26 protein-coding genes are annotated in these 23309 nt (G+C 56.2%); 14 read left to right on the top strand and 12 right to left on the bottom strand.

Going from position 1 to position 23309, the window contains the following annotated elements:
• Nucleotides 1-191: 191 nt before the first annotated feature.
• The 8 genes from rbfA (at nucleotide 192) to mtr (ending at nucleotide 8807) form a co-directional block, all read left to right on the top strand.
• A complete protein-coding gene (gene rbfA / locus ACOTZB_RS19680) occupies nucleotides 192-596 on the top strand; it encodes a 30S ribosome-binding factor RbfA (RefSeq protein ID WP_003024988.1) in 405 nt (134 codons plus the stop codon).
• On the top strand, nucleotides 596-1546 hold the full coding sequence (truB, locus tag ACOTZB_RS19675) for a tRNA pseudouridine(55) synthase TruB (protein ID WP_421628264.1): 951 nt from the start codon (nucleotides 596-598) through the stop codon (nucleotides 1544-1546). Before rbfA ends, truB begins: the two co-directional genes overlap by 1 nt.
• A gap of 154 nt (nucleotides 1547-1700) precedes the next feature.
• A complete protein-coding gene (gene rpsO / locus ACOTZB_RS19670) occupies nucleotides 1701-1970 on the top strand; it encodes a 30S ribosomal protein S15 (RefSeq protein ID WP_003861789.1) in 270 nt (89 codons plus the stop codon).
• A gap of 242 nt (nucleotides 1971-2212) precedes the next feature.
• Nucleotides 2213-4351 (top strand): polyribonucleotide nucleotidyltransferase, encoded by a 2139-nt coding sequence (pnp, locus tag ACOTZB_RS19665; RefSeq protein ID WP_024906369.1) that lies wholly within the window; start codon nucleotides 2213-2215, stop codon nucleotides 4349-4351.
• Between the two features lie 108 nt (nucleotides 4352-4459).
• On the top strand, nucleotides 4460-5344 hold the full coding sequence (gene nlpI, locus ACOTZB_RS19660; RefSeq protein ID WP_023309331.1) for a lipoprotein NlpI: 885 nt from the start codon (nucleotides 4460-4462) through the stop codon (nucleotides 5342-5344).
• 107 nt (nucleotides 5345-5451) lie between these two features.
• Nucleotides 5452-5532 carry a protein YrbN gene (gene yrbN, locus ACOTZB_RS19655; protein WP_097397692.1) on the top strand — a complete coding sequence of 27 codons (81 nt, stop codon included), beginning with the start codon at nucleotides 5452-5454 and terminating at the stop codon, nucleotides 5530-5532.
• A complete protein-coding gene (locus ACOTZB_RS19650) occupies nucleotides 5525-7420 on the top strand; it encodes a DEAD/DEAH family ATP-dependent RNA helicase (protein ID WP_032639702.1) in 1896 nt (631 codons plus the stop codon). The genes yrbN and ACOTZB_RS19650 overlap by 8 nt, the downstream gene beginning before the upstream one ends.
• 142 nt (nucleotides 7421-7562) lie before the next feature.
• Nucleotides 7563-8807 (top strand): tryptophan permease, encoded by a 1245-nt coding sequence (gene mtr, locus ACOTZB_RS19645; protein ID WP_421628262.1) that lies wholly within the window; start codon nucleotides 7563-7565, stop codon nucleotides 8805-8807.
• 61 nt (nucleotides 8808-8868) lie between these two features.
• On the opposite strand, the gene ACOTZB_RS19640 is transcribed toward mtr, so the two are convergent.
• The 3 genes from ACOTZB_RS19640 to ubiU form a co-directional block, all read right to left on the bottom strand.
• Nucleotides 8869-9876: a luciferase-like monooxygenase gene (locus ACOTZB_RS19640; RefSeq protein WP_421628260.1), complete on the bottom strand. Its 1008-nt coding sequence runs from the start codon at nucleotides 9874-9876 to the stop codon at nucleotides 8869-8871.
• A 78-nt stretch (nucleotides 9877-9954) separates the two neighbouring features.
• Nucleotides 9955-10833, bottom strand: a complete 879-nt coding sequence (locus tag ACOTZB_RS19635; RefSeq protein WP_421628259.1) for a U32 family peptidase — start codon at nucleotides 10831-10833, stop codon at nucleotides 9955-9957.
• Nucleotides 10834-10840: 7 nt separating this feature from the next.
• On the bottom strand, nucleotides 10841-11836 hold the full coding sequence (ubiU, locus tag ACOTZB_RS19630; RefSeq protein ID WP_023309326.1) for a ubiquinone anaerobic biosynthesis protein UbiU: 996 nt from the start codon (nucleotides 11834-11836) through the stop codon (nucleotides 10841-10843).
• Nucleotides 11837-12047: 211 nt separating this feature from the next.
• Between ubiU and ubiT the strand changes: the two genes are divergently transcribed.
• Together ubiT and ACOTZB_RS19620 are read left to right on the top strand one after the other, a co-directional pair.
• Nucleotides 12048-12572, top strand: a complete 525-nt coding sequence (gene ubiT / locus ACOTZB_RS19625; RefSeq protein ID WP_421628257.1) for a ubiquinone anaerobic biosynthesis accessory factor UbiT — start codon at nucleotides 12048-12050, stop codon at nucleotides 12570-12572.
• The gene (locus tag ACOTZB_RS19620; protein ID WP_126329205.1) at nucleotides 12566-13069 is read left to right on the top strand and encodes a GNAT family N-acetyltransferase; all 504 of its coding nucleotides are present in this window, start codon (nucleotides 12566-12568) and stop codon (nucleotides 13067-13069) included. The genes ubiT and ACOTZB_RS19620 overlap by 7 nt, the downstream gene beginning before the upstream one ends.
• On the opposite strand, the gene ACOTZB_RS19615 is transcribed toward ACOTZB_RS19620, so the two are convergent.
• Nucleotides 13056-13385, bottom strand: a complete 330-nt coding sequence (locus ACOTZB_RS19615; protein ID WP_023309323.1) for a GIY-YIG nuclease family protein — start codon at nucleotides 13383-13385, stop codon at nucleotides 13056-13058. The genes ACOTZB_RS19620 and ACOTZB_RS19615 overlap by 14 nt on opposite strands.
• Before the next feature lie 14 nt (nucleotides 13386-13399).
• On the opposite strand from ACOTZB_RS19615, the gene ACOTZB_RS19610 reads away from it, so the two are divergent.
• A complete protein-coding gene (locus ACOTZB_RS19610) occupies nucleotides 13400-13834 on the top strand; it encodes a YhbP family protein (protein WP_421628255.1) in 435 nt (144 codons plus the stop codon).
• Here the strand turns inward: ACOTZB_RS19610 and ACOTZB_RS19605 are convergent.
• Nucleotides 13814-14332, bottom strand: a complete 519-nt coding sequence (locus ACOTZB_RS19605) for a type 1 glutamine amidotransferase domain-containing protein (RefSeq protein WP_048981198.1) — start codon at nucleotides 14330-14332, stop codon at nucleotides 13814-13816. The genes ACOTZB_RS19610 and ACOTZB_RS19605 overlap by 21 nt on opposite strands.
• Nucleotides 14333-14460: 128 nt before the next feature.
• Between ACOTZB_RS19605 and ACOTZB_RS19600 the strand changes: the two genes are divergently transcribed.
• Nucleotides 14461-15105 (top strand): NAD(P)H-binding protein, encoded by a 645-nt coding sequence (locus tag ACOTZB_RS19600; protein WP_126329206.1) that lies wholly within the window; start codon nucleotides 14461-14463, stop codon nucleotides 15103-15105.
• Nucleotides 15106-15145: 40 nt separating this feature from the next.
• On the top strand, nucleotides 15146-16183 hold the full coding sequence (locus ACOTZB_RS19595) for a permease (RefSeq protein ID WP_421628254.1): 1038 nt from the start codon (nucleotides 15146-15148) through the stop codon (nucleotides 16181-16183).
• 67 nt (nucleotides 16184-16250) lie between these two features.
• Here the strand turns inward: ACOTZB_RS19595 and dolP are convergent, their stop codons facing one another.
• The 4 genes from dolP to ACOTZB_RS19575 are packed head-to-tail and all read right to left on the bottom strand — an operon-like array spanning nucleotide 16251 to nucleotide 19966.
• A complete protein-coding gene (gene dolP / locus ACOTZB_RS19590; protein ID WP_024906379.1) occupies nucleotides 16251-16826 on the bottom strand; it encodes a division/outer membrane stress-associated lipid-binding lipoprotein in 576 nt (191 codons plus the stop codon).
• Nucleotides 16827-16835: 9 nt separating this feature from the next.
• Nucleotides 16836-17426, bottom strand: a complete 591-nt coding sequence (diaA, locus tag ACOTZB_RS19585) for a DnaA initiator-associating protein DiaA (RefSeq protein WP_003861754.1) — start codon at nucleotides 17424-17426, stop codon at nucleotides 16836-16838.
• 21 nt (nucleotides 17427-17447) lie between these two features.
• The gene (locus tag ACOTZB_RS19580) at nucleotides 17448-17843 is read right to left on the bottom strand and encodes a YraN family protein (RefSeq protein WP_198886078.1); all 396 of its coding nucleotides are present in this window, start codon (nucleotides 17841-17843) and stop codon (nucleotides 17448-17450) included.
• Entirely contained in the window at nucleotides 17801-19966 is a 2166-nt protein-coding gene (locus tag ACOTZB_RS19575) for a penicillin-binding protein activator (protein ID WP_421628252.1), read from the bottom strand. Before ACOTZB_RS19575 ends, ACOTZB_RS19580 begins: the two co-directional genes overlap by 43 nt.
• A gap of 62 nt (nucleotides 19967-20028) precedes the next feature.
• On the opposite strand from ACOTZB_RS19575, the gene rsmI reads away from it, so the two are divergent.
• Nucleotides 20029-20892, top strand: a complete 864-nt coding sequence (rsmI, locus tag ACOTZB_RS19570) for a 16S rRNA (cytidine(1402)-2'-O)-methyltransferase (protein ID WP_421628251.1) — start codon at nucleotides 20029-20031, stop codon at nucleotides 20890-20892.
• Nucleotides 20893-21012: 120 nt separating this feature from the next.
• On the opposite strand, the gene ACOTZB_RS19565 is transcribed toward rsmI, so the two are convergent.
• The 3 genes from ACOTZB_RS19565 to agaC are packed head-to-tail and all read right to left on the bottom strand — an operon-like array spanning nucleotide 21013 to nucleotide 23308.
• A complete protein-coding gene (locus ACOTZB_RS19565) occupies nucleotides 21013-21723 on the bottom strand; it encodes a galactosamine-6-phosphate isomerase (RefSeq protein WP_421628249.1) in 711 nt (236 codons plus the stop codon).
• Nucleotides 21724-22515: a PTS galactosamine transporter subunit IID gene (gene agaD, locus ACOTZB_RS19560; protein ID WP_421628296.1), complete on the bottom strand. Its 792-nt coding sequence runs from the start codon at nucleotides 22513-22515 to the stop codon at nucleotides 21724-21726.
• Nucleotides 22505-23308 (bottom strand): PTS galactosamine transporter subunit IIC, encoded by an 804-nt coding sequence (gene agaC, locus ACOTZB_RS19555; protein ID WP_421628248.1) that lies wholly within the window; start codon nucleotides 23306-23308, stop codon nucleotides 22505-22507. Before agaC ends, agaD begins: the two co-directional genes overlap by 11 nt.
• Nucleotide 23309 lies beyond the last annotated feature (1 nt).

Genomic DNA, 23309 nt, shown 5'->3' with positions numbered 1-23309 from the left:
CCACTGCGTTGGCTGCGCTCGTTCACCCCGGTCACATAGTTATCTATGCTCCCGGGGATTCACGAGCTTGCCGCCTTGTTGCAACCCAAAATCCTTAGAAGATTAACTAGCGTAGGCCGGGTAAGCGAAGCGCCACCCGGCAATAATTTTAAAAGGGGCTTTTAGCCCCTTTTTTGTCTGGAGAATTTATTATGGCGAAAGAATTTGGTCGCCCTCAGCGCGTAGCGCAGGAAATGCAGAAAGAGATCGCACTCATTCTGCAACGTGAAATTAAAGACCCGCGCGTCGGCATGATGACCACCGTTTCCGGTGTCGAAATGTCCCGCGATTTGGCCTATGCAAAAGTGTTCGTCACCTTCCTGAACGATCAGGACGAAGCGGCAGTGAAAAACGGCATTAAAGCGTTGCAGGAAGCCTCTGGTTTCATCCGCTCCCTGCTTGGCAAAGCGATGCGCCTGCGTATCGTGCCTGAACTGACCTTCTTCTACGACAACTCGCTGGTCGAAGGTATGCGTATGTCCAACCTGGTGACCAGCGTGGTTAAACATGACGATGAGCGTCGTGTTAACCCGGCGGACGACAGCAAGGAGGACTAATGAGTCGTCCTCGTCGTCGCGGTCGCGACGTGCATGGTGTGCTGCTGCTGGATAAACCCCAGGGCGCTTCCAGCAACGACGTGCTGCAAAAAGTTAAGCGTATTTATAACGCCAACCGTGCGGGCCACACCGGCGCGCTCGATCCGCTGGCAACCGGCATGCTGCCGGTCTGCCTGGGAGAGGCGACAAAGTTTTCCCAGTACCTGCTCGACTCCGATAAGCGCTACCGTGTGATCGCTAAGCTGGGCCAGCGCACGGATACCTCCGACGCGGATGGTCAGGTGGTGGAAGAGCGTCCGGTGACGTTCAGCGCCGAACAGCTTGACGCTGCGCTGGAGAGCTTCCGTGGGGACACGATGCAGGTGCCGTCGATGTATTCGGCGCTGAAATATCAGGGCAAGAAGCTCTACGAATATGCGCGCCAGGGCATTGACGTCCCGCGTGAATCCCGTCCGATAACCGTGTATGAGCTGCTGTTTATTCGCCACGAAGGTGATGAGCTGGAGCTGGAAGTGCACTGTTCGAAAGGGACGTACATTCGCACCATCATCGACGACCTCGGTGAAAAACTGGGCTGCGGCGCGCATGTGATATACCTGCGCCGTCTGGCGGTGAGCAAGTACCCGGTGGAGCGGATGGTAACCCTGGAACATCTGCGCGAGCTGGTAGAACAGGCGGAAGCGCAGGGGATTGCGCCGGCAGATTTGCTGGATCCCTTGCTGATGCCGATGGACAGTCCGGCAGCGGACTTTCCGGTTGTTAATCTTCCTTTAACATCGTCCGTTTACTTTAAGAACGGCAACCCGGTTCGTACGGCACAAGCGCCGCTGGAAGGACTGGTACGCGTGACCGAAGGTGAAGAAGGGAAATTCATCGGTATGGGCGAAATGGATGGCGAAGGGCGCGTTGCGCCGCGTCGTCTGGTCGTCGAATATCCGGTCGACGCGTGACGGTGATAACGGCTCACCTTGCGATAAGCAGGGGAGACGAGTAGAATATCGCCGCTTAACGCCTGGCAAATTGTTTAACAATCTGCGGGGCGTACATGGGATTGCTGAATTAGAGATCGGCATCCTTACATTCTTTATACTTTGGAGTTTGAAAATGTCTCTAAGCGTTGAAGCTAAAGCTAAAATCGTTTCTGAGTTTGGTCGTGGTACTAACGACAGCGGTTCTACCGAAGTTCAGGTTGCACTGCTGACTGCACAGATTAACCACCTGCAGGGTCACTTTGCAGAGCACAAAAAAGATCACCACAGCCGTCGTGGTCTGCTGCGTATGGTTTCTCAGCGTCGTAAACTGCTCGACTACCTGAAACGTAAAGATGTTGCACGCTACACCGCGCTGATCGAGCGTCTGGGTCTGCGTCGCTAAGTCTTGCGAGTTTCAGAAAAGGGGGCCTGATGGCCCCTTTTTTCAACCAGACGGCAGCAATTCACTGGAAACTATTGTATTGTTGCTATAAATGATCTTCATTGCAGAGGTTCGCGCGGCTAATGAGAGGCTTCACCCATGGGGGTGTTGGTTGTCATTAGTCGCGAGGATGCGAAGAAGGTCGGGTTAAATCGACAGCACACCGGTGGTGTGCTGTCAAACATTTAAGAAAGGACAGAACTTTGCTGAATCCGATCGTTCGTAAATTCCAGTATGGTCAACATACCGTCACGCTGGAAACCGGCATGATGGCACGTCAGGCTACTGCTGCCGTTATGGTAAGCATGGATGACACTGCGGTATTCGTTACCGTTGTTGGCCAGAAAAAAGCTAAACCAGGTCAGGACTTCTTCCCGCTGACCGTTAACTACCAGGAGCGTACCTACGCTGCCGGTAAAATCCCGGGTGGTTTCTTCCGTCGTGAAGGCCGTCCAAGCGAAGGCGAAACCCTGATTGCGCGTCTGATCGACCGCCCGGTTCGTCCGCTGTTCCCGGAAGGCTTCGTTAACGAAGTACAGGTTATCGCTACCGTTGTTTCCGTTAACCCACAGGTTAACCCGGACATCGTTGCCATGATCGGCGCATCCGCTGCCCTGTCACTGTCTGGTATTCCATTCAATGGCCCAATCGGTGCCGCGCGCGTTGGCTACATCAACGACCAGTACGTGCTGAACCCAACCCAGGAAGAGCTGAAAGAAAGTAAGCTGGACCTGGTTGTTGCGGGTACTGAAGCGGCTGTGCTGATGGTTGAATCCGAAGCTGAACTGCTGAGCGAAGACCAGATGCTGGGCGCTGTGGTCTTTGGCCACGATCAGCAGCAGATCGTTATCCAGAACATCAACGACCTGGTGAAAGAAGCCGGTAAACCACGTTGGGACTGGCAGCCAGAAGCGGCAAACGACGCGCTGAACGCACGCGTTGCAGCCCTGGCAGAATCTCGTCTGAGCGATGCATACCGCATCACTGACAAGCAGGAGCGTTATGCTCAGGTTGACGTGATCAAGTCTGAAACTATCGCCACTCTGGTTGCTGAAGATGAAACGCTGGACGCTAACGAACTGAGCGACATCCTGCACGCAATCGAGAAAAACGTTGTTCGTAGCCGTGTACTGGCAGGCGAGCCGCGTATCGATGGTCGCGAAAAAGACATGATCCGTGGTCTGGATGTGCGTACTGGCGTTCTGCCACGTACTCACGGTTCCGCGCTGTTCACCCGTGGCGAAACGCAGGCGCTGGTTACCGCGACTCTGGGTACTGCACGTGACGCACAGATCATCGACGAACTGATGGGCGAGCGCACTGACAGCTTCCTGTTCCACTACAACTTCCCTCCGTACTCCGTAGGCGAAACCGGTATGGTTGGCTCGCCGAAGCGTCGTGAAATTGGTCACGGTCGTCTGGCGAAGCGCGGCGTGCTGGCAGTGATGCCAGAAGCAGACAAATTCCCGTACACCGTACGTGTGGTGTCTGAAATCACCGAATCCAACGGTTCTTCTTCCATGGCTTCCGTGTGTGGTGCCTCTCTGGCGCTGATGGATGCAGGCGTACCAATCAAAGCCGCTGTGGCTGGTATCGCTATGGGTCTGGTGAAAGAAGGCGACAACTTTGTTGTTCTGTCTGACATCCTGGGCGACGAAGACCACCTGGGCGATATGGACTTCAAAGTAGCGGGTTCCCGCGAAGGTATCTCTGCGCTGCAGATGGATATCAAAATTGAAGGTATCACCAAAGAGATCATGCAGGTTGCTCTGAACCAGGCTAAAGGTGCACGTCTGCACATCCTGGGCGTGATGGAACAGGCGATTAACGCGCCGCGTGGCGACATTTCTCAGTTCGCTCCACGTATCCACACCATCAAGATCAATCCAGACAAGATCAAAGATGTTATCGGTAAGGGCGGTTCCGTAATCCGTGCGCTGACCGAAGAGACTGGCACCACGATCGAAATCGAAGATGACGGTACTGTGAAAATCGCAGCAACCGACGGCGAGAAAGCGAAATTCGCGATCCGTCGCATCGAAGAAATCACTGCAGAGATCGAAGTGGGCCGCGTCTACGCAGGTAAAGTGACCCGTATCGTTGACTTTGGCGCGTTCGTTGCCATCGGTGGCGGTAAAGAAGGTCTGGTTCACATCTCTCAGATCGCTGATAAGCGCGTTGAGAAAGTGACCGATTACCTGCAAATGGGTCAGGAAGTACCGGTTAAAGTTCTGGAAGTTGATCGCCAGGGCCGTATCCGTCTGAGCATTAAAGAAGCAACCGAGCAGTCTCAGCCAGCTGCTGCGCCAGAAGCACAGGCAGCAGAACAGCAAGGCGAGTAAGTTGCCATTTGCCCTCCGCTTTGCGGAGGGCCTATTATCAGGCAGGACGCCTTGTTAAGCCGCCGGGGGACAGGACGTTCATCCAATAGTTGTCTTCGGGAGTGGGAAATGAAGCCTTTTTTGCGCTGGTGTTTCGTTGCGACAGCTTTAACGCTGGCAGGATGCAGCAACTCTGCCTGGCGTAAGAGCGAAGTCCTCGCAGTGCCATTGCAACCGACTTTGCAGCAGGAAGTGATTCTGGCACGCATGGAACAAATTCTTGCCAGTCGGGCTTTAACCGATGAAGAACGCGCACAGCTTTTATATGAGCGCGGAGTGTTGTATGATAGTCTCGGTCTGAGGGCATTGGCGCGAAATGATTTTTCACAAGCGCTGGCTATCCGACCTGATATGCCTGAAGTATTCAATTACTTAGGCATTTATTTAACGCAGGCAGGCAATTTTGATGCTGCCTATGAAGCGTTTGATTCTGTACTTGAGCTTGATCCAACTTACAACTACGCGCACTTGAATCGCGGTATCGCATTGTATTACGGCGGTCGTGATAAGTTAGCGCAAGATGATCTGCTGGCGTTTTATCAAGACGATCCTAATGATCCTTTCCGTAGCCTGTGGCTTTACATCGTTGAGCGGAAGCTCGATGAGAAGCAGGCAAAAGAGGCACTGAAACAGCGCTTCGATAAATCGGACAAGGAACAGTGGGGATGGAACATTGTCGAGTTCTACCTGGGCAACATTAGCGAAGCAACGCTGATGGAACGCCTCAAGGCGGACGCAACGGATAACACCTCGCTCGCTGAGCATCTCAGTGAAACCAACTTCTATTTAGGTAAGTACTACCTAAGTCTGGGGGATATGGACAGCGCTACGGCACTGTTCAAATTAGCGGTTGCTAACAACGTACACAACTTCGTTGAGCACCGTTATGCATTGTTGGAATTATCGCTCTTGGGCCAGGAGCATGACGACCTGGCAGAATCGGACCAGCAATAGCTGACGACATAAACATCAGCCCGTAATCTTTTGATTGCCATCACCTTAACTGGTGAGGGCGTTGTTGTTCGTCAATACACCTACTTTGAGCCGGTTCACACTTTTCAATGAAAATTGCTAATCATTTTCACGATGAGCTAAGTAGACTGGCCGCCATTAATATCGAGGCACTTGTACTACATGGCTGAATTCGAAACCACTTTTGCAGATCTGGGCCTGAAGGCTCCTATCCTTGAAGCCCTTAACGATCTGGGTTACGAAAAACCATCTCCGATCCAGGCTGAGTGTATCCCACACCTGCTTTCTGGTCGTGACGTGCTGGGCATGGCCCAGACTGGTAGCGGTAAAACTGCAGCATTCTCGCTGCCGCTGCTGAACAACATTGATCCGGACCTGCGTGCACCGCAGATCCTCGTCCTGGCTCCAACCCGTGAACTGGCTGTTCAGGTTGCAGAAGCCATGACGGAATTCTCTAAACATATGCGCGGCGTAAACGTGGTAGCCCTGTACGGTGGCCAGCGTTATGACGTGCAGTTACGCGCCCTGCGCCAGGGCCCACAGATTGTTGTCGGTACGCCGGGCCGTCTGCTGGATCACCTGAAGCGTGGTACTCTGGACCTCTCTAAACTGAGCGGCCTGGTACTGGATGAAGCAGATGAAATGCTGCGTATGGGCTTCATCGAAGACGTCGAAACCATCATGGCGCAGATCCCGGACGGTCATCAGACCGCGCTGTTCTCTGCCACCATGCCAGAAGCGATTCGTCGTATCACCAAGCGCTTCATGAAAGATCCTCAGGAAGTGCGTATTCAGTCCAGCGTAACCACTCGCCCGGACATCAGCCAGAGCTACTGGTCTGTGTACGGCATGCGCAAAAACGAAGCGCTGGTACGTTTCCTGGAAGCGGAAGATTTTGATGCGGCGATTATCTTCGTTCGTACCAAAAACGCGACCCTGGAAGTGGCTGAAGCCCTGGAGCGTAGCGGCTACAACAGCGCAGCGCTGAACGGCGACATGAACCAGGCCCTGCGTGAGCAGACTCTGGAGCGTCTGAAAGACGGTCGTCTGGATATCCTGATTGCAACCGACGTGGCAGCACGTGGTCTGGACGTTGAGCGTATCAGCCTGGTTGTGAACTACGACATCCCGATGGATTCCGAGTCTTACGTTCACCGTATCGGCCGTACCGGTCGTGCGGGTCGTGCTGGCCGCGCGCTGCTGTTCGTTGAGAACCGCGAGCGTCGTCTGCTGCGCAACATCGAACGCACCATGAAGCTGACCATTCCAGAAGCTGACCTGCCAAACGCAGATCTGCTGGGCAAACGCCGTCTGGAAAAATTCGCCGCCAAAGTCCAGCAGCAGCTGGAAAGCAGCGATCTGGATCAGTACCGCGCGCTGCTGTCGCAGATTCAGCCTGTTGCTGAAGGCGAAGAGCTGGACATGGAAACCCTGGCTGCAGCACTGCTGAAAATGGCTCAGGGCGAACGTAGCCTGATCGTGCCACCAGATGCGCCGATGCGTCCTAAGCGTGAATTCCGTGACCGTGACGATCGCTTCGAACGTCGTGGCGACCGCAATGACCGTGGCCCACGTGGTGACCGTCCAGAGCGTGGTGGTGAAGACCGTCCACGTCGCGAGCGTCGTGACGCGGGTGATATGGAACTGTACCGCATTGAAGTGGGTCGTGATGATGGCGTTGAAGTTCGTCACATCGTTGGCGCGATCGCTAACGAAGGCGACATCAGCAGCCGTTACATCGGTAACATCAAGCTGTTCGCATCACACTCTACTATCGAGCTGCCAAAAGGCATGCCGGGCGAAGTGCTGCAGCACTTTACGCGTACCCGCATCCTGAACAAGCCGATGAACATGCAGCTGATGGGCGATGCACAGCCACGCCCTGACCGCGGTGGTGAACGTCGTGGCGGTGGTCGCAGCTTCGGTGGTGAGCGTCGTGAAGGCGGCCGCAGCGAAGGTCGCGGTGGTGAAGGTCGTCGTTTCTCCGGCGAGCGTCGCGAAAACCGTGGCCCACGTCGTGAAGAAGGCACCAGCCGCCGTCGTTTCGGTGACGCATAAGCCTTACGCTTCTGACGTAAAGTAAAATATACAGCCCCGATATACGCTATCGGGGCTTTTTTTATTCCCTTTGTACTCTTGTACTGGTACAGTGCGTCACATTAAAATGCAGAACCGCATGATTGACTGGAGAAAAGGCTGTATGGCGACACTAACCACCACCCAAACGTCACCTTCGCTGCTTGGCGGCGTGGTGATCATCGGCGGAACCATTATTGGTGCCGGGATGTTTTCCCTGCCTGTGGTCATGTCCGGTGCGTGGTTCTTCTGGTCGCTGGCGGCGCTGGTCTTTACCTGGTTCTGCATGCTCCATTCCGGGCTGATGATCCTTGAAGCAAACCTGAACTACCGCATTGGCTCCAGCTTCGACACCATCACCAAAGATCTGCTGGGCAAAGGCTGGAACCTGGTGAACGGGCTGTCCATCGCGTTTGTACTCTATATCCTGACCTACGCGTACATTTCAGCGAGCGGCTCGATTCTGCATCACACCTTCTCGGAGATGTCACTGAACGTTCCGGCACGTCTGGCAGGGCTATGTTTTGCGCTGGCTGTGGCGTTTATCGTCTGGATGAGTACCAAAGCGGTGAGCCGCATGACGGCGATTGTATTAGGCGCTAAGGTCATCACCTTCTTCCTGACCTTCGGCAGCCTGCTGGGGCACGTGACGCCCGCCACGCTGTTTAACGTTGCCGAAGTGAACACCTCCTACACGCCGTACCTGCTGATGACGCTGCCGTTCTGTCTGGCGTCGTTTGGCTACCACGGTAACGTGCCGAGCCTGATGAAGTACTACGGCAAAGATCCGCTCACTATTGTGAAGTGTCTGGTCTACGGAACGCTGCTGGCGCTGGGTCTGTATGTGATTTGGCTGCTGGGGACGATGGGCAACATCCCGCGTCCGGATTTCATCGGCATCGCCCAGAAGGGCGGTAACATCGACGTGCTGGTGCAGGCGCTGAGCGGCGTGCTGAACAGCCGCAGCCTGGATCTGCTGCTGGTGGTTTTCTCTAACTTTGCGGTGGCGAGCTCTTTCCTGGGCGTGACGCTGGGCCTGTTTGACTATCTGGCGGATCTGTTCGGCTTTGATGATTCTGCGATGGGGCGCTTCAAAACCGCGCTGCTAACCTTCCTGCCGCCGATAGTGGGCGGCCTGCTGTGGCCGAACGGCTTCCTGTACGCCATCGGCTATGCAGGGCTGGCGGCAACTATCTGGGCGGCAATTGTGCCGGCGCTGCTGGCGCGTAAATCACGTAAACGTTTCGGTAGCCCGAAATTCCGCGTCTGGGGCGGCAAGCCGATGATTGCGCTGATCCTGGTGTTTGGCGTGGGTAACGCGGTGGTACACATATTGTCGAGCTTTAACCTGTTACCCGTGTATCAGTAAAACGAGGGGTTGAACCCCTCACCCTGGCCCTCTCCCATAGGGAGAGGGAGAAAAGCAAAAACTACCCCACCAACTCCTCTTTCACCTGCATGGCTAAATCAAACGAATGCAAACGCGCCTGGTGATCGAAAATCTGGCCGTTAACCATAATTTCATCCGCCTGCGTTTCGCGCAGCACCGCCTCCAGCCCGTGACGCACTTTCGATTTATCGCCTACCAGCGACATGCTCAGGGCCTGCTGCACGCCATACTGCTCGGAGGCTGACCACAGCTGATGCATATTCTCCACCGGCGGTGGAAGCTGGCCCGTCTCACCGCGACGCAGCTTCACAAACGCCTGCTGCATGGAGGTGAACAGGAATTCCGCGTCGCGATTGCTGTCAGCGGCAATGATGTTGATGCACACCATCGCGTACGGTTTCTCAAGACGCTCGGACGGTTTGAAGTTCGTGCGGTAGAGATGCAGCGCCTGATGCAGCATATCCGGGGCAAAGTGGGAGGCAAACGCAAACGGCAGCCCAAGCTGCGCGGCGAGCTGTGCGCTGTAGAGGCTTGATCCCAACAGCCACACCGGGATCTTCTCGCCGTAGCCCGGGACCGGGCGCACGTGCGGGTTCGGATCGCGCGCGTCGAACCAGTCCACCAGCTCGGCCACATCGCGCGGGAAGTTGTCGATATCGCCGCTCATATGGCGACGCAGGGCGCGCATCGTTGGCTGGTCGCTGCCCGGCGCACGACCAAGGCCCAAATCTATACGGCCCGGGTAGAGCGTATTCAGAGTGCCAAACTGCTCGGCAATCACCAGCGGGGCGTGGTTTGGCAGCATCACGCCACCGGAGCCCAGGTGCAGGGTGGTGGTATTTGCTGCCAGATAGCCAATCAGTACAGAGGTGGCGGCGCTGGCAATGCCCACCATGTTGTGATGTTCGGCCAGCCAGTAGCGGTGATAGCCACGCTTCTCGGCCAGCTGAGCAAGAGCGAGAGAGTGCGAAAAGGCTTCTCTTGCCGAGGAGCCTTGTGGGATCGGCGCCAGATCCAGCACCGAAAACGGAATGGTTTTGTCAGTCATAACAGCTCACTTTGTCGACGGTCAATCTTTAATACTGCATTAAATAATGATAACCGTTGTTAACAAAGTGAGCCTTTTTTACGCCTGCAGCTCCAGCCCGGCCAGACGCTTCCAGTAGCCGTTGCAGTCGCTGTTTGCCGTCAGCGGCAGCGGAGCGGCGCCGTTTTCGTTGGCGCGGAAGGCGTCCAGCATCGCGAACACGCCGGTATCCAGCGGCGACAGACGAACCATATCCACCAGCCCATCCATCGACGCCAGCTCGTTGCCGAGGTTATAGACATAGCCGCTCATGGTCTGAATACCGTTGAGGACAAACACCTGCTGATTCTCCTGCGACAGCATGCTGCGTCCGTTCGGGTACTTGATGCAGCAGGTTTCGCATTCGTCTTTCGGGCGGTCTTCCGAGCGCGCGGTGAAGCAGCGGGCGGAGTAGGCCAGCGGCAGATGCCCGTAGCTCAGCACTTCCACTTCAAACTGATTGCGAATGCCCAGCTCGTCGCACTGGTTAAGCAGGTTAGCCAGCCAGTCACGGGAGAGCTCTACCGGCATGCACCAGCGCGTCATCCCCTGTTTTAGCAGCAGGCGCAGGGTCACGGCGTTGTAGCAGTTCAGGGCATGACCCGCAACAAACGGCAACCTGCGTTCAGCGCACATGTTCACCACGCCCAGATCGCTCGCTTCCAGCAGGAACTCGCCGTTTTCAACGTAGCGCTTCAGCTCGCCCAGTTCGGACGACGCCTGCACCAGCGCGAGCGTGGAGAGCACCACCTGCTTGCCGCTTCCGGCCAGGCCTTTCGCCATATCCAGCCAGTCGCCCACTTTGGTGGCGCGGCGCTTGCTGCAAACCGCTTCGCCGAGGTAAATCACGTCGGCGCTGCTGGCAGCGGCCTGTTGGTAAAAATTTTCCAGCGTCTCTTTTGGCCAGTAGTAGAGCACCGGTCCTAATGAATATTTCATGATTTTCTCACTGCCATTTACGGTGATACGCGCCCAGCGTGGTTTGCGTGCCTTCGGACATCGAACCGAGCGTTTCCATCCAGGCCTGCTGTGGCGCGTAGTTCTGCGGGTCCGCCATGCAGCGGTCGATGGCCTGACGCCACACTTTCGCAACCTGGCTCACATAGGCCGGGCTGCGCTGACGTCCTTCGATTTTCACCGAGGCAATATTGGCCGCCAGCAGTTCCGGCAGCAGCTCCAGCGTGTTGAGGCTGGTCGGCTCCTCCAGCGCGTGATAGCGCTCGCCGTCGACCAGATAGCGGCCTTTACACAGGGTTGGATAACCGGCGTTTTCCCCGTCCTGGTAGCGGTCGATCAGCACCTCATTCAGGCGGGATTCCAGCCCCTGCGGGGTCTGCTGCCAGCGAACAAAGCGGGCAGGAGAGCAGGCCCCGACGGTATTCGGCGATTCACCGGTTAAATAAGAGGAAAGATAGCAACGGCCTTCGGCCATGATGCACAGGCTGCCAAAGGCAAAAACTTCCAGCGGCACTGGCGTGACGCGCGCGAGTTGCTTAACCTGATGAATAGAGAGCACGCGCGGCAGCACCACGCGGGCCACGTCAAAGTGTTGATGATAAAAACGCACCGCCTCTTCGTTGGTGGCAGATGCCTGAACAGAGACGTGGCGCTCAATATGGGGATAGCGTTCTGCCGCATACTCAAGCATGGCGAGGTCGGCCAGGATCAGCGCATCGGCACCCAGCTGTGCCGCCATATCCACCGCGCGCTGCCAGCGGGCATAGCCGTCAGGATGAGCAAAGGTATTGATGGCGATATGCAGCTTGCGGCGGTGCTGGTGAACGAAGTTAACGGCTTCCTGAAGCTTTTTCTCCGTAAAGTTGAGGCCAGCAAAATGGCGGGCGTTGGTGTCATCTTTCAGCCCGATATAGACCGCATCGGCCCCATTTTCGATGGCCGCCTTAAGCGCCGGAAGATTTCCGGCAGGGCAGAGCAGCTCCATAATTTATCCTGATGTAGTCGATCGCAAAATTGTTAACGAGCTGGGATTTTAATTAACCCATACGCGACAATTTTTGATTTAAGGCAGCTAATGGCGTATTGATGACACCAATAATGAGGTACGGCGGACGAAGGTTTGTTGATTTACGCCGCTATGTTGCGCGTCGGATATGGCAAAATAGCCGGACTATAGATATCAGGGAGTAAAGCTCGTGCTGGATAAACTGCGTTCACGTCTCGTACAATTTGGTCCATCAATGCTGAGCGTGCCGGTCAAGCTGGCGCCGTTCGCGCTTAAACGTCAGGTGCTGGAGCAGGTCCTGAGCTGGCAGTTCCGCCAGGCGCTGCAGGACGGCGAGCTGGAATTCCTGGAAGGCCGCTGGTTAAGCATTGAGGTGCGTGACATCGGGCTGCGCTGGTTTACCTCCGTTGAGAATGACCAGCTGATCGTACGCGAGTCCGTCGACGCGGATGTGAGCTTTAGCGCCAACGCCAGCGATCTGCTGATGATCGCCGCGCGCAAGCAGGATCCGGATACGCTCTTCTTCCAGCGCCGTCTGGTAATTGAAGGCGACACGGAGCTGGGCCTGTACGTTAAGAATTTAATGGATGCCATTGAGCTGGAGCAGATGCCGAAAGCGCTGCGCGTGATGTTAATGCAAATGGCAGATTTCGTTGAGGCCGGGCTGAAAACCCCGCCGGACGGTAAACACACTTCAGTAGGTGAGCCATGCTGATTCGAGTCGAAATTGGGATTGATGCGCCGGGGATCGATGCATTGTTACGCCGCGCCTTTGCGAGCGATGCCGAAGCCCAACTGGTCCACGACCTTCGCGAGGATGGCCTGATTACGCTGGGGCTGGTTGCCACCGATGACGAAGGTCAGGTGGTCGGCTATGTGGCCTTCAGTCCGGTCATCGTTCAGGGCGAAGATCTTCAGTGGGTGGGAATGGCACCGCTGGCGGTAGATGAAAACTATCGCGGGCAAGGGCTGGCGCGTCAGCTGGTCTATGAAGGGCTGGATTCGCTCAATGAGTTTGGCTATGCCGCCGTTGTCACGCTGGGCGATCCGGCGTTCTATGGCCGTTTAGGCTTTGAGCAGGCCGCGCATTACGATTTGCGCTGCCGCTGGCCGGGGACGGAATCTGCTTTCCAGGTCCATCGCCTGGCGGACGACGCGCTCAACGGCGTGAATGGCCTGGTCGAGTACCACGACCATTTCAATCGCTTTTAATCAGGCTCTCGCGTAGCGCCTCAAAGGAGCCGTCTCCGGTCACGAGGCGCTCTTTCTGGCGCTTCGTCAGCTGCTTGATGCGGTATTCCAGCCTGAGCGCCAGCGATCGGTCGCCGACGGCCGCTGAGAAGGCGAGCTGTAGTTCCCCTTTCCCCCGCAGAGCTTTTGCCCCTTTCCCCGTTTGATGTTGTAAAAAACGCCGCGCCACATCGGTGGTGATCCCGGTGTAGAGGGCGTTATCAGCGGTTCGGACAAGATAGAGAAACCAGCACACGGTAAACGGATTCAGTATGTTAAGGTGAACGCACCATAGCATGAGAGAGAACGAAAATGGAAACACTGGCCGCCATTAACCGCTGGCTGGCGAAGCAGCACGTTGTCACCTGGTGCGTCTGTGACGAGGGTGAGATGTGGTGCGCAAACGCGTTTTACTACTACGATCCTGAGCGCGTGGCTTTTTATGTCATGAGTGAAGACAACACGCGTCATGCGCAGATGACCGGCCAGCAGGCAAAGGTGGCAGGTACGGTAAACGGCCAGCCGAAAACGGTCGCGCTAATCCGCGGCGTGCAGTTTAAAGGTGAGATCCGTCGTCTGGATGGTGAAGAGAGCGACGCGCGCCGTAAGCTCTACACGCGCCGCTTTCCCGTTGCCGCTGCGCTAAAAGCCCCGGTCTGGGAAATTCGCCTCGATGAGCTGAAATTTACCGACAATACCCTGGGCTTTGGCAAAAAGCTGCACTGGTTACGCGCCGAGCAGGCGTAGCGCTTCGCGGTTAAACGCCGGGAGATCGTCCGGGGTCCGGCTGGTGATCAGCTGGTCTTTGTCGTTGACCACCTCCTGATCGTAAAACTCGGCCCCCGCATTTTTCAGATCGATAACGATCGGTTTCACGGCGGTAAGCTTACGCCCGCGGACCACTTCTGCGCTGATGAGCAGTTGCGGGCCGTGGCAGATGGCAAACACCGGTTTGCCGGTCGAGACAAAGTCCCGGGTAAAGGTCACGAAGCGCTCATCTCCGCGCAGGGAATCCGGGGAATGGCCGCCGGGTAACAGCAGAGCGTCGAAATCTGAGGGGCTAACGTTATCAATGCTCTCATCGATGGTCACGGTCGCCTCGCCCTTATGGCCTGTCACCGTTTTGCCCGCCTCTTTCTCAATGGTGATGACCTCATGTCCCGCCTTGCGGAACGCCTCTGCTGGAGAGGTGAATTCTGAATCTTCAAACTCGTCGGTAATCAAGACTGCGATTTTCTTGCCCATGCTTCCTCCGTTGTTTTGGCTTCAGACTGATTTTTCTCCGCTTGTGGTAAATACTTACCTGTAACAGACTTCTAAGTGTGGTCGACGACGCTGAGTTCGCAAACGGACAATTCTGTAAAGGGGAAAAGATGAGTCAGGTATTGATTACAGGTGCTACCGGCTTAGTGGGCGATCATCTGCTGCGGCTGCTGATTCAGGATCGCCGCGTGAACTACATCGCCGCTCCGACCCGTCGACCGCTGGCGGACATTTCCGGCGTCTTTAATCCGCACGATCCTCAGCTGACGGACGCGCTGGCGCAGGTGCAGGACCCGATTGATATCGCCTTTTGCTGTCTGGGCACCACGCGGCGGGAGGCGGGCAGCAAGGAGGCCTTTATCCACGCCGACTATACGCTGGTGGTGGACACCGCGCTCACGGCGAAAAAGCTGGGGGCCAAACATTTTCTGGTGGTCAGCGCGCTGGGCGCCAGTGCCGGATCGCCGTTCTTCTACAACAAGGTGAAGGGCAAGATGGAGGAGGCACTGATTGCGCAGAAATGGGAGCAGCTGACGATTGTGCGCCCTTCGATGCTGATCGGCCACCGGGACGAACGCCGCTTTAACGAGTCGATCCTGGCCCCGCTGTTTCGGGTCCTTCCCGGCAACTGGAAAGCGATCGAGGCGCGGGACGTCGCGCGCGCGATGTTAAAAGAAGGGCTGGCCCCGTCGAAAGCGGGCGTAAACATTATCCCTTCGGCAAAACTGCGTGAAATCGCGCAGGGCGAGGCGTAAACTCCCCCGGCTAATAACCTAATATTCTCCGGGGAATGCTATGACTGGTCAGTCTTCATCTCAGGCGGCAACACCTGTTCAATGGTGGAAGCCCGCACTCTTCTTTCTCGTGGTCATTGTTGGCCTCTGGTACGTGAAATGGCAGCCGTACTACGGTAAAGCCTTCACCGCCGCCGAAACGCACAGCATCGGTAAATCTATTCTCGCACAGGCTGATTCCAGCCCGCTGCAGGCGGCGTGGGATTACGCCATGGTCTACTTCCTTGCCGTCTGGAAAGCTGCCGTCTTAGGTGTGATCCTTGGGTCACTAATTCAGGTGCTTATCCCCCGTAACTGGCTGGTGAAAACCCTCGGGCAGCCGCGCTTTCAGGGCACGCTGCTGGGGACGATTTTCTCCCTGCCGGGCATGATGTGTTCCTGCTGCGCCGCGCCCGTGGCCGCAGGAATGCGCCGCCAGCGCGTGTCGATGGGCGGCGCGCTGGCGTTCTGGATGGGCAACCCGCTGCTCAACCCGGCAACACTGGTGTTTATGGGCTTTGTGCTGGGCTGGCATTTCGCGTTCATCCGTCTGGTCGCCGGGCTGCTGACCGTGCTGGTGGTGGCGACGCTGGTGCAAAAACTGGTGAAGGATAATGCCGCAGAACCCGCAGCCGTTGAGCTGGACGTCAGCGAGCCGCAGGGTGGCTTCTTTGCGCGCTGGGGCAGGGCGCTATGGCAACTTTTCTGGAGCACCATCCCGGTCTATATCCTGGCGGTACTGGTTCTGGGGGCGGCGCGCGTCTGGCTCTTCCCGCATGCGGATGGCGCTATCGACAATACGCTGATGTGGGTTATCGCAATGGCCGTTGCGGGCTGCCTGTTTGTGATCCCAACGGCGGCGGAGATCCCGATTGTTCAGACCATGATGCTGGCCGGTATGGGCACCGCGCCGGCGCTGGCGCTGCTGATTACGCTGCCGGCGATCAGCCTGCCGTCGCTTATCATGCTGCGTAAGTCGTTCCCGGCGAAAGCGCTGTGGATGACCGCAGGGCTGGTGGCGCTGAGCGGGGTGATGGTGGGCAGTATTGCGTTGATGTAAAAAAAGCCCGGTGGCGCTAGCGCTTACCGGGCCTACAAAAAAATCCCCTCAAGCGAGGGGATTTTTTTTATTTGATGTAAGTAAACGCGGTGGTGACGTGCTTCACGCCGCTCACCCGGCTGGCGATATCGGCCGCCGCTTTCCCTTCACGGTCGGTCACCAGACCCAGCAGGAACACTTCGCCGTTTTCCGTCGTCACTTTCACGTTGGAGGATTTCACCTGGTCCGAGCCCAGCAGCTGGGAACGCACTTTGGTGGTGATCCAGGTATCGGAAGAGGCGTCACCCAGGCCAATTGGCTTGCCCTGGCGCACTTCGTTAAACACCTCTGTGGTTCCTTCGACGCCCATCGCAATCTGTTTCGCACGCGAGGCGAGCTCCATATTCGGCGCCTGGCCTGCCAGCAGCACTTTGCCCTGATAAGCCGTCACGTTGATACGCGCTTCTTTCTTGATTTGTTCGTCTTTCGACAGCGCGCTGTTGACGCGCAGCTCCAGCGTACCGTCATCTACCTGCGTCCCCACAGAGCGCGGATCGGTCGCTGCTTTGGTACCCACTGCAGCGGTGCCCACAACGGCCGCAGCGATACATCCCTGAAGCAGTAATGCAGACATAAGGACTGCGAGGGTCGATAAAGCCTTCATAAGAACTCCTTAATCATCCTGGTGAGGGAAAAGCGTGTTATCGATCAAATCACATAAGCAGTTCACCGTGAGCATATGCATCTCCTGAATACGCGCGCTCCGGTGAGAAGGAATGCGGATTTCCACATCCTGCGGCCCGAGCAGACCCGCCAGCTCACCACCGTCATAGCCGGTTAAGGCCACGATGGTCATGTCGCGGGTGACGGCGGCTTCAACGGCTTTGACAATGTCCCGGCTGTTGCCGCGCGTGGAGATGGCCAACAGCACATCTCCGGCATGACCCAGGGCTCGCACCTGCTTTGCGTAAATTTCGTCATGCAGACGATCGTTAGCAATCGCCGTTAAGACCACATTATCGGTATTAAGTGCAATGGCGGGTAAACTCGGGCGTTCTGTTTCAAAGCGATTGATCATGCTGGCAGCAAAATGCTGTGCGTTGGCGGCTGACGTGCCGTTGCCACAACAGAGGATTTTGTTGCCGTTAAGCAGGGATTGCACCAGCGTCATTGCGGCACGCGAGATAGCATCCGGAAGGGCTTCCGCCGCGGCAATCTGAGTCTGGATGCTTTCTGTGAAGCACACTTTAATTCTTTCGAGCACGTTATCCCTTTTAAATCTTAATTATGCATCTTCGCCAAAAGCGTTTTTGAGCCATTCGATCTCATTTCCGGTGAAGGCTATCACATCGAACCGGCAATCCACAGTATCAAAGCTCCCATTATGGCGGGCAAGCCACAAGTGGGCAGTCTGTAATAATTTATGTTGTTTGGCGAGCGTCACGCTGGCGGCAGCACCGCCAAAACGGGAGGACTGTCGAAAGCGGACTTCTACAAATACGGTGACCTGACCGTCTTTCATGATCAGATCAATTTCGCCGCCGCGCCCGCGGACGTTAGCGGCGATAAAGCGCAGTCCTTTGCCTTCAAGCCAGCGACGCGCCTTTAACTCCCACGCATCGCCGGTCTCTTTACGGCTTAACTGGCCGGGACGATTTGCCCCTGCTGGTATTTGAGCCATGATAACTTCCTGTTGATCACGCAGTCCTGAGTCGCGGTCAGATCGCCGGTGTTGCCGTTAAGCTCAAAGCCCGGCACCTGCCGCATCTGGGTAAAGTGGTTCGCCAGCGCCCATGCATCGACACCCATCGCATACAGACGCGCCAGCGAATAATCGTTACGTACGCTACTCAGCGCCTGCTGCATCAGCGCCGGGTTGCTGCCTGCCAGCATCGGAATTTCGCTGTACTGCAGACCGTCCATTTCCAGGCGGAAATCCGGGCCAGCGGTGCCCTGCGCGCTGCGCGAGCTGGCGTAGAGCGTTGCGCCGCTCTGGCTGCCGTTACGCATCGCGATCATCGGTTTGATAAAGGCGATCTCCTGCGGCGTGGCAACGATATAGGCCGCATCCACTTTGCCGCCACCGCTAATCTGCGCGTCGGTTGGTGGGGCAGGGATCGTCAGGCCGCCAATCGTCACGCCCTGCTGCTGTGGCAGGCTGGCGGTGACAGGGCTGCCGTTAAGCGCGATACCCGCTCCACCGTTTACGCCCGCGCGCAGTTCAGAGACGGAACCGAATTTCTGCTGCAGCACCACGCCGCCGCCGAGCTTCTGCCACTCATCGGCAAAGGCATTGGCCACGCGATCGCCCAGCGCGCTGCGTGGGATGAGCAGCAGCGGAGCCTGCTTACCCTGCTCGTGAATATGGCGCGCCGCATCGCGGGCTTCATCTTCAGGGGAAAGCGCGAAGTAGCAAATATTGGCCCGGTTCTGAACCTGCTCAGGCTGGTTGAGCGCCAGCACGTTCAGCGAGGTATTGCTCTTCATCAGCTCTTCCACGTTATTTTTCAGCAGCGGACCGACAACGATGCTCGCCCCGTCCTGTTGAACCTGCGCCAGAACCTGGTCAAGCGGCTGCGAGCTGGTGTCGTAGATTTTCACCTCAGCGCCCGGGTTGGCGCTGGTGGTTGCCACGGTCTGCGGCTGCGCGGCAGGTTGGGCAGTCTGCTGTTGAGACTGTTCTGCCGTTGCGTCAGGCGCTGGAGCCGCTTGCGTCTCGGCCGGAGCCTGAGTTGCAGGTGCTGTAGTAGCCGGAGCTGCTGCAGCCGGTGCCGCTGTAGCCGGAGGCGTCGTCGGGGCCGTCACCGGGTTTTGCATCGTACCCTGCGCCGGCGCTTGCGCCGTGGTCAGATCGCTGGTCTCCGCTGCGGACGGGCTGACAACATCATTCACGTTAGCCGCCTGGGCCGCCTGCGCGGGAACCGCGCTGCCGGTTACCGAGGTGGTACCGTTTTTCGCGGCTTCAAAGCCCTGCTGAATGGTACGGCCAAACACCGCCGCCTGGCCGTTGAGCGGCAGAAGCAGGGCGATTTTGCTGGTGGACGCTGGCTTAAAGTTCTGCACGTTCACCAGCTGGGTTGGCAGCATTTTCGCACCCGGGTTTTGCGGGTAGCGCGTCTGCCAGTCCGTAATACCGGCTTTCAGCATCTTTGGATCGCTGCGGTTGTTAAACCACATCTGCTGCAGATCCAGCCAGCCCTGCAGGACGTTTTCATCGGCGTTGATGACCAGCGCCTGCGCCTGTTCCTGGGTCATAGAGGCAAGCGCTTGCCAGGTGGCATCGATATTTTTCTGCTTATCGGCACCGCCGAGCAGCGGCTCTTGCGCGACGAGGGCGCGGAGCAACGTCAGGGAAGGGCGCCCCTGCTCCGCGGTAATGCCCGCCTGCCAGAAGCGAGCCTGCTGATTTTTATCCAGCGCGCTCACGTCAATGTCACCGAGGATCTTCTTCGCGGTGGCGTAATCTTTCAGCGCGACCTTCAGCTCGGCAGAGAGCAGGCTCTGCTCACGACGCTGGGCGTCGTTAAGATCTTTCGGCAGCTGGTTAAACAGTTCGGCTGCCTGCTGGCTTTTACCCTCTTTCAGCAGTGCACGAATGGCGAGTAATTGCCAGTTGGTCTTGGTATCATTTGAACTCTGCGACATTTGTTGCAGATAAAAGCCAGAATCAGCCTGAGCAGAACCCTGAAGATGGGCTGTGCTCTGGTCAGGTGCCTGGGTGCCACAGCCTGCTAAGATCAGGGCTGCCAGCAGAAGCGGCACGCTGCGCGTGGCTTTTTTTCGAAGAAACGTTAACGGTACCATACTGTATCCAGTGATTTTTTTTACGCAATGCTCAATATTAAATCGGCAATACGGACGAAACAATGAAACAACACGAAACGGCAGATAATTCTCAAGGCCAGCTTTATATTGTACCTACTCCTATCGGGAATTTGTCTGATATTACCCAACGTGCGCTCACCGTACTGCAAGCTGTTGATTTAATAGCTGCTGAAGATACCCGCCACACTGGCTTGTTGCTGCAACATTTCGCGATTAACGCCCGTTTGTTTGCTCTGCACGATCACAATGAGCAACAAAAAGCCGAAACGCTGTTGGCGAAGCTGAAAGAGGGACAGAACATTGCCCTGGTCTCCGACGCCGGTACGCCGCTGATAAACGATCCCGGCTATCACCTGGTGCGTACCTGTCGCGAAGCCGGTATTCGCGTTGTGCCGCTGCCGGGACCGTGCGCTGCCATTGCTGCGCTGAGCGCCGCGGGTCTGCCGTCTGACCGTTTCTGCTATGAAGGCTTCCTGCCTGCCAAATCCAAAGGCCGCCGTGACGTGTTAAAAGATCTGGAAGCGGAACCGCGCACCCTGATTTTCTACGAATCCACGCACCGCCTGCTGGAAAGCCTGGAAGATATGGTGACCGTGTGGGGAGAAGCCCGCTACGTGGTGCTGGCGCGCGAGCTGACCAAAACCTGGGAAACCATTCACGGTGCCCCAGTGGGTGAACTGCTGGCGTGGGTGAAGGAAGACGAAAACCGTCGCAAGGGTGAAATGGTGCTGATTGTCGAAGGGCATAAGGCGCAGGAAGACGCGCTCCCTGCCGACGCGCTGCGCACGCTGGCGCTGCTGCAGGCGGAACTGCCGCTGAAGAAGGCCGCTGCGCTGGCGGCGGAAATTCACGGCGTGAAGAAAAATGCGCTGTATAAGCATGCGCTGGAGCAGCAGGGGGAGTAAGCCCCTGCCGCCTGTTTTGCCGGGTGGCGGCTGCGCCTAACCCGACAAAAACATGTCGGAATAATGTCGGAAAAGAAAAAGCAGGCAGATCCAGAAGAGCTGCCTGATACCCTTTGTGTCTTACGTTGTGCAATAAAGACACGATGTATTCGGGTGTAGCCAAAGGAAGGACGCTGGTATTCTCGTTGACACTTTTCCTTCTCTCATTGCCGCAAACGCGTGCTGTTTACCTTCTCCGGCAACCAGCAACAAAACTTCCTTTGCCGCCATAATATCCTGCAAACCCAGAGTGATGCCTTGTTCAACCGGTGTGCCTGCCACTCTGAGCATATCATGCAACTGCGTACGCTCGTCGAGGGAGGTAATATGACAACCTGGCTCCAGCCATTCATCGGGTTCGTTTAGCCCCAGGTGACCATTTTTGCCAATGCCTAACACACAGAGATCCAGACCACCGCGCGCCTTAATTTCTCTGATCACACGGTTACACTCTTGCTGATCCGCTTTGTCAGAGATAAACGAAATATAGCGCTCGGGAGCAACGCCGAGTGGCTTAAGTAGATGCTGTTGCAGGAAGACCTCACAGGTTGCGGGATTATCAGGCACCAGTCCCACCCATTCATCCAGCTTCACAAAGGTCACACTACTGATATCGATCCTGTCTGCTTTGACTTTTTCGACGAAACGATGGTAGGTCAGCAAAGGGGTTGCTCCCGTTGCCACGCAAATCACCGCATCGGGCCTGGACTGAACCAGCGCCAGCAAGTGTTCGCTAGCCGCTTCGCTCAGGCTTTCGTAGTCAGGATGTTCCAGAAACTCGATCGTGCTCATTTAAAGAACTCCGAAGGCCGAGCCGACAATGGCCAGCATAAAGGTAATCGCAATCAACAGCACAGGATGCGCTTTCTTCACGCGCAGCAGGTAGTACATCAGCAGCGTATACCCCATTGGCAAAATGTTGGGGAACACCTTGTCGAAGAAATCCTGCTGGAGCGCAACACTATGGGTGCTGTCGATGGCGAAGGTCGTCACGACGTTGATATGGACGTAAGAAGCGATCAGCCCGCCAATCACCGTGATCCCCAGAATGGTGGCTGAGCGGGCAATCATCTGCGAGTTTTCCCGCACCTTATCGATCGCTTTGATCCCTACAGAATACCCTACGTGTGTCCAGCCGACGCGCAGGAAGAAAATGGCGAGATAGACAGCGAAGAAAAGGATCGGCCCCAGTAAGTTTCCCTGGCTGGCAAACGATGAGCAAATCCCCGCCATAATGGGGAGCAACGTAAACCAAAAAATTGCGTCACCAATCCCGGCAATCGGTCCAAACAGCGCGACTTTCAGCCCTTTAATTGTGCTGCGGTTTTCACCTTTCTCTTCCATTGAAATCAGCAAGCCCATCAGGAAGCCAACCAAATTTGGATGCGTATTGATGAATTCCAGATGATCTTTCATTGCGGCACTTAGGCCGTCTTTATCACCTTTGTATATCTTCTTAAGAATCGGCAGCATGGCCCAGGTAAATCCGCCTGCTTGCATTCGCTCATAGTTAAAGCTGGCCTGGAGCAAAGAAGAACGGAATCCCAGGCGAGTAATGTCTTTTTTACTGATTTCAGATCCCATTGCTGTAGTCCTCTTCATCATTTTTTACTCTTGCAGCAGGAGGCTGGGCCGCATTTCTGGATTTTGCGTTAAAGAACTCGTACACAGCGAATCCAGCACCCAGCACGGCCACAGGCAGTAAGTTACTGACCTGGATATAACAGACGAACAGGAAGCCTGCGATCAGATAAGGGATGTACTGCGCCTTGAACATAACGCGAAGTAATAAGCCAAAACCCACCGCAGGCAGGATGCCTCCTGCGACTTCAAAGCCATGCGTAAGCCAGCCTGGCATGGCTTTTACCAGAGCCTGCATCGCGCCCTGTGCAAGGTAGGTACACAGAAACGCGATAACGGCGTACGTGCTGGCGACGATAAGCGTTGTCGTCCAGTTGAGGCGCGCAAACGCTGCGGTGTTAGCCTCTTTCGCGCATCTATCCGCTTTGGACATAAACAGGGAAAATGCCGAGTAGAAGAACAGGATGACGTATTGCATCAGCAGGCTAAAAGGCAGACCAAGACCAATGGCCGTTTTCGCGTCGACTCCGGTTGACCAGGCGATAACTGTCGTCATGACGCCTGCCATAATTGGGTTAGGGGGCTGCACGCCCCCTGCCGGGGTTAGCCCGGCAAACGCCAGCTCGGTCAGTCCACCGGTTATCAGGCCAATGTGAATATCGCCCAGAATCGCGCCAGTAAGCGTACAGACGATGATAGGACGAAACAGAAAAAGTGCTTCCAGCCAAAAATCGATTCCCAAAATGAAGACTAATGCTGCCAGAGATAAACCCTGAACTAATGTTATTTCATGCATT

The sequence above is a fragment of the Enterobacter cloacae complex sp. SHL020 genome (assembly GCF_049236945.1).
GTDB classification, from domain to species: Bacteria; Pseudomonadota; Gammaproteobacteria; order Enterobacterales; family Enterobacteriaceae; genus Enterobacter; species Enterobacter dykesii.
Note: the sequence above shows the minus strand (reverse complement) of the source record. Positions and strands in the feature narration are given on the sequence as shown.

Coding starts and splice junctions, on each gene's coding strand:
- ACOTZB_RS19635 (WP_421628259.1), bottom strand. CDS start 10,833: ATGAAATATTCATTAGGACCGGTGCTCTACTACTGGCCAAAAGAGACG.
- rpsO (WP_003861789.1), top strand. CDS start 1,701: ATGTCTCTAAGCGTTGAAGCTAAAGCTAAAATCGTTTCTGAGTTTGGT.
- ACOTZB_RS19650 (WP_032639702.1), top strand. CDS start 5,525: ATGGCTGAATTCGAAACCACTTTTGCAGATCTGGGCCTGAAGGCTCCT.
- ACOTZB_RS19600 (WP_126329206.1), top strand. CDS start 14,461: ATGAGTCAGGTATTGATTACAGGTGCTACCGGCTTAGTGGGCGATCAT.
- yrbN (WP_097397692.1), top strand. CDS start 5,452: ATGAAAATTGCTAATCATTTTCACGATGAGCTAAGTAGACTGGCCGCC.
- ACOTZB_RS19580 (WP_198886078.1), bottom strand. CDS start 17,843: ATGGCTCAAATACCAGCAGGGGCAAATCGTCCCGGCCAGTTAAGCCGT.
- ubiU (WP_023309326.1), bottom strand. CDS start 11,836: ATGGAGCTGCTCTGCCCTGCCGGAAATCTTCCGGCGCTTAAGGCGGCC.
- ACOTZB_RS19605 (WP_048981198.1), bottom strand. CDS start 14,332: ATGGGCAAGAAAATCGCAGTCTTGATTACCGACGAGTTTGAAGATTCA.
- ACOTZB_RS19565 (WP_421628249.1), bottom strand. CDS start 21,723: ATGAGCACGATCGAGTTTCTGGAACATCCTGACTACGAAAGCCTGAGC.
- ACOTZB_RS19640 (WP_421628260.1), bottom strand. CDS start 9,876: ATGACTGACAAAACCATTCCGTTTTCGGTGCTGGATCTGGCGCCGATC.
- nlpI (WP_023309331.1), top strand. CDS start 4,460: ATGAAGCCTTTTTTGCGCTGGTGTTTCGTTGCGACAGCTTTAACGCTG.
- mtr (WP_421628262.1), top strand. CDS start 7,563: ATGGCGACACTAACCACCACCCAAACGTCACCTTCGCTGCTTGGCGGC.
- ACOTZB_RS19610 (WP_421628255.1), top strand. CDS start 13,400: ATGGAAACACTGGCCGCCATTAACCGCTGGCTGGCGAAGCAGCACGTT.
- agaD (WP_421628296.1), bottom strand. CDS start 22,515: ATGGGATCTGAAATCAGTAAAAAAGACATTACTCGCCTGGGATTCCGT.
- rsmI (WP_421628251.1), top strand. CDS start 20,029: ATGAAACAACACGAAACGGCAGATAATTCTCAAGGCCAGCTTTATATT.
- ACOTZB_RS19615 (WP_023309323.1), bottom strand. CDS start 13,385: ATGCTATGGTGCGTTCACCTTAACATACTGAATCCGTTTACCGTGTGC.
- truB (WP_421628264.1), top strand. CDS start 596: ATGAGTCGTCCTCGTCGTCGCGGTCGCGACGTGCATGGTGTGCTGCTG.
- ACOTZB_RS19620 (WP_126329205.1), top strand. CDS start 12,566: ATGCTGATTCGAGTCGAAATTGGGATTGATGCGCCGGGGATCGATGCA.
- rbfA (WP_003024988.1), top strand. CDS start 192: ATGGCGAAAGAATTTGGTCGCCCTCAGCGCGTAGCGCAGGAAATGCAG.
- agaC (WP_421628248.1), bottom strand. CDS start 23,308: ATGCATGAAATAACATTAGTTCAGGGTTTATCTCTGGCAGCATTAGTC.
- ACOTZB_RS19575 (WP_421628252.1), bottom strand. CDS start 19,966: ATGGTACCGTTAACGTTTCTTCGAAAAAAAGCCACGCGCAGCGTGCCG.
- dolP (WP_024906379.1), bottom strand. CDS start 16,826: ATGAAGGCTTTATCGACCCTCGCAGTCCTTATGTCTGCATTACTGCTT.
- ACOTZB_RS19595 (WP_421628254.1), top strand. CDS start 15,146: ATGACTGGTCAGTCTTCATCTCAGGCGGCAACACCTGTTCAATGGTGG.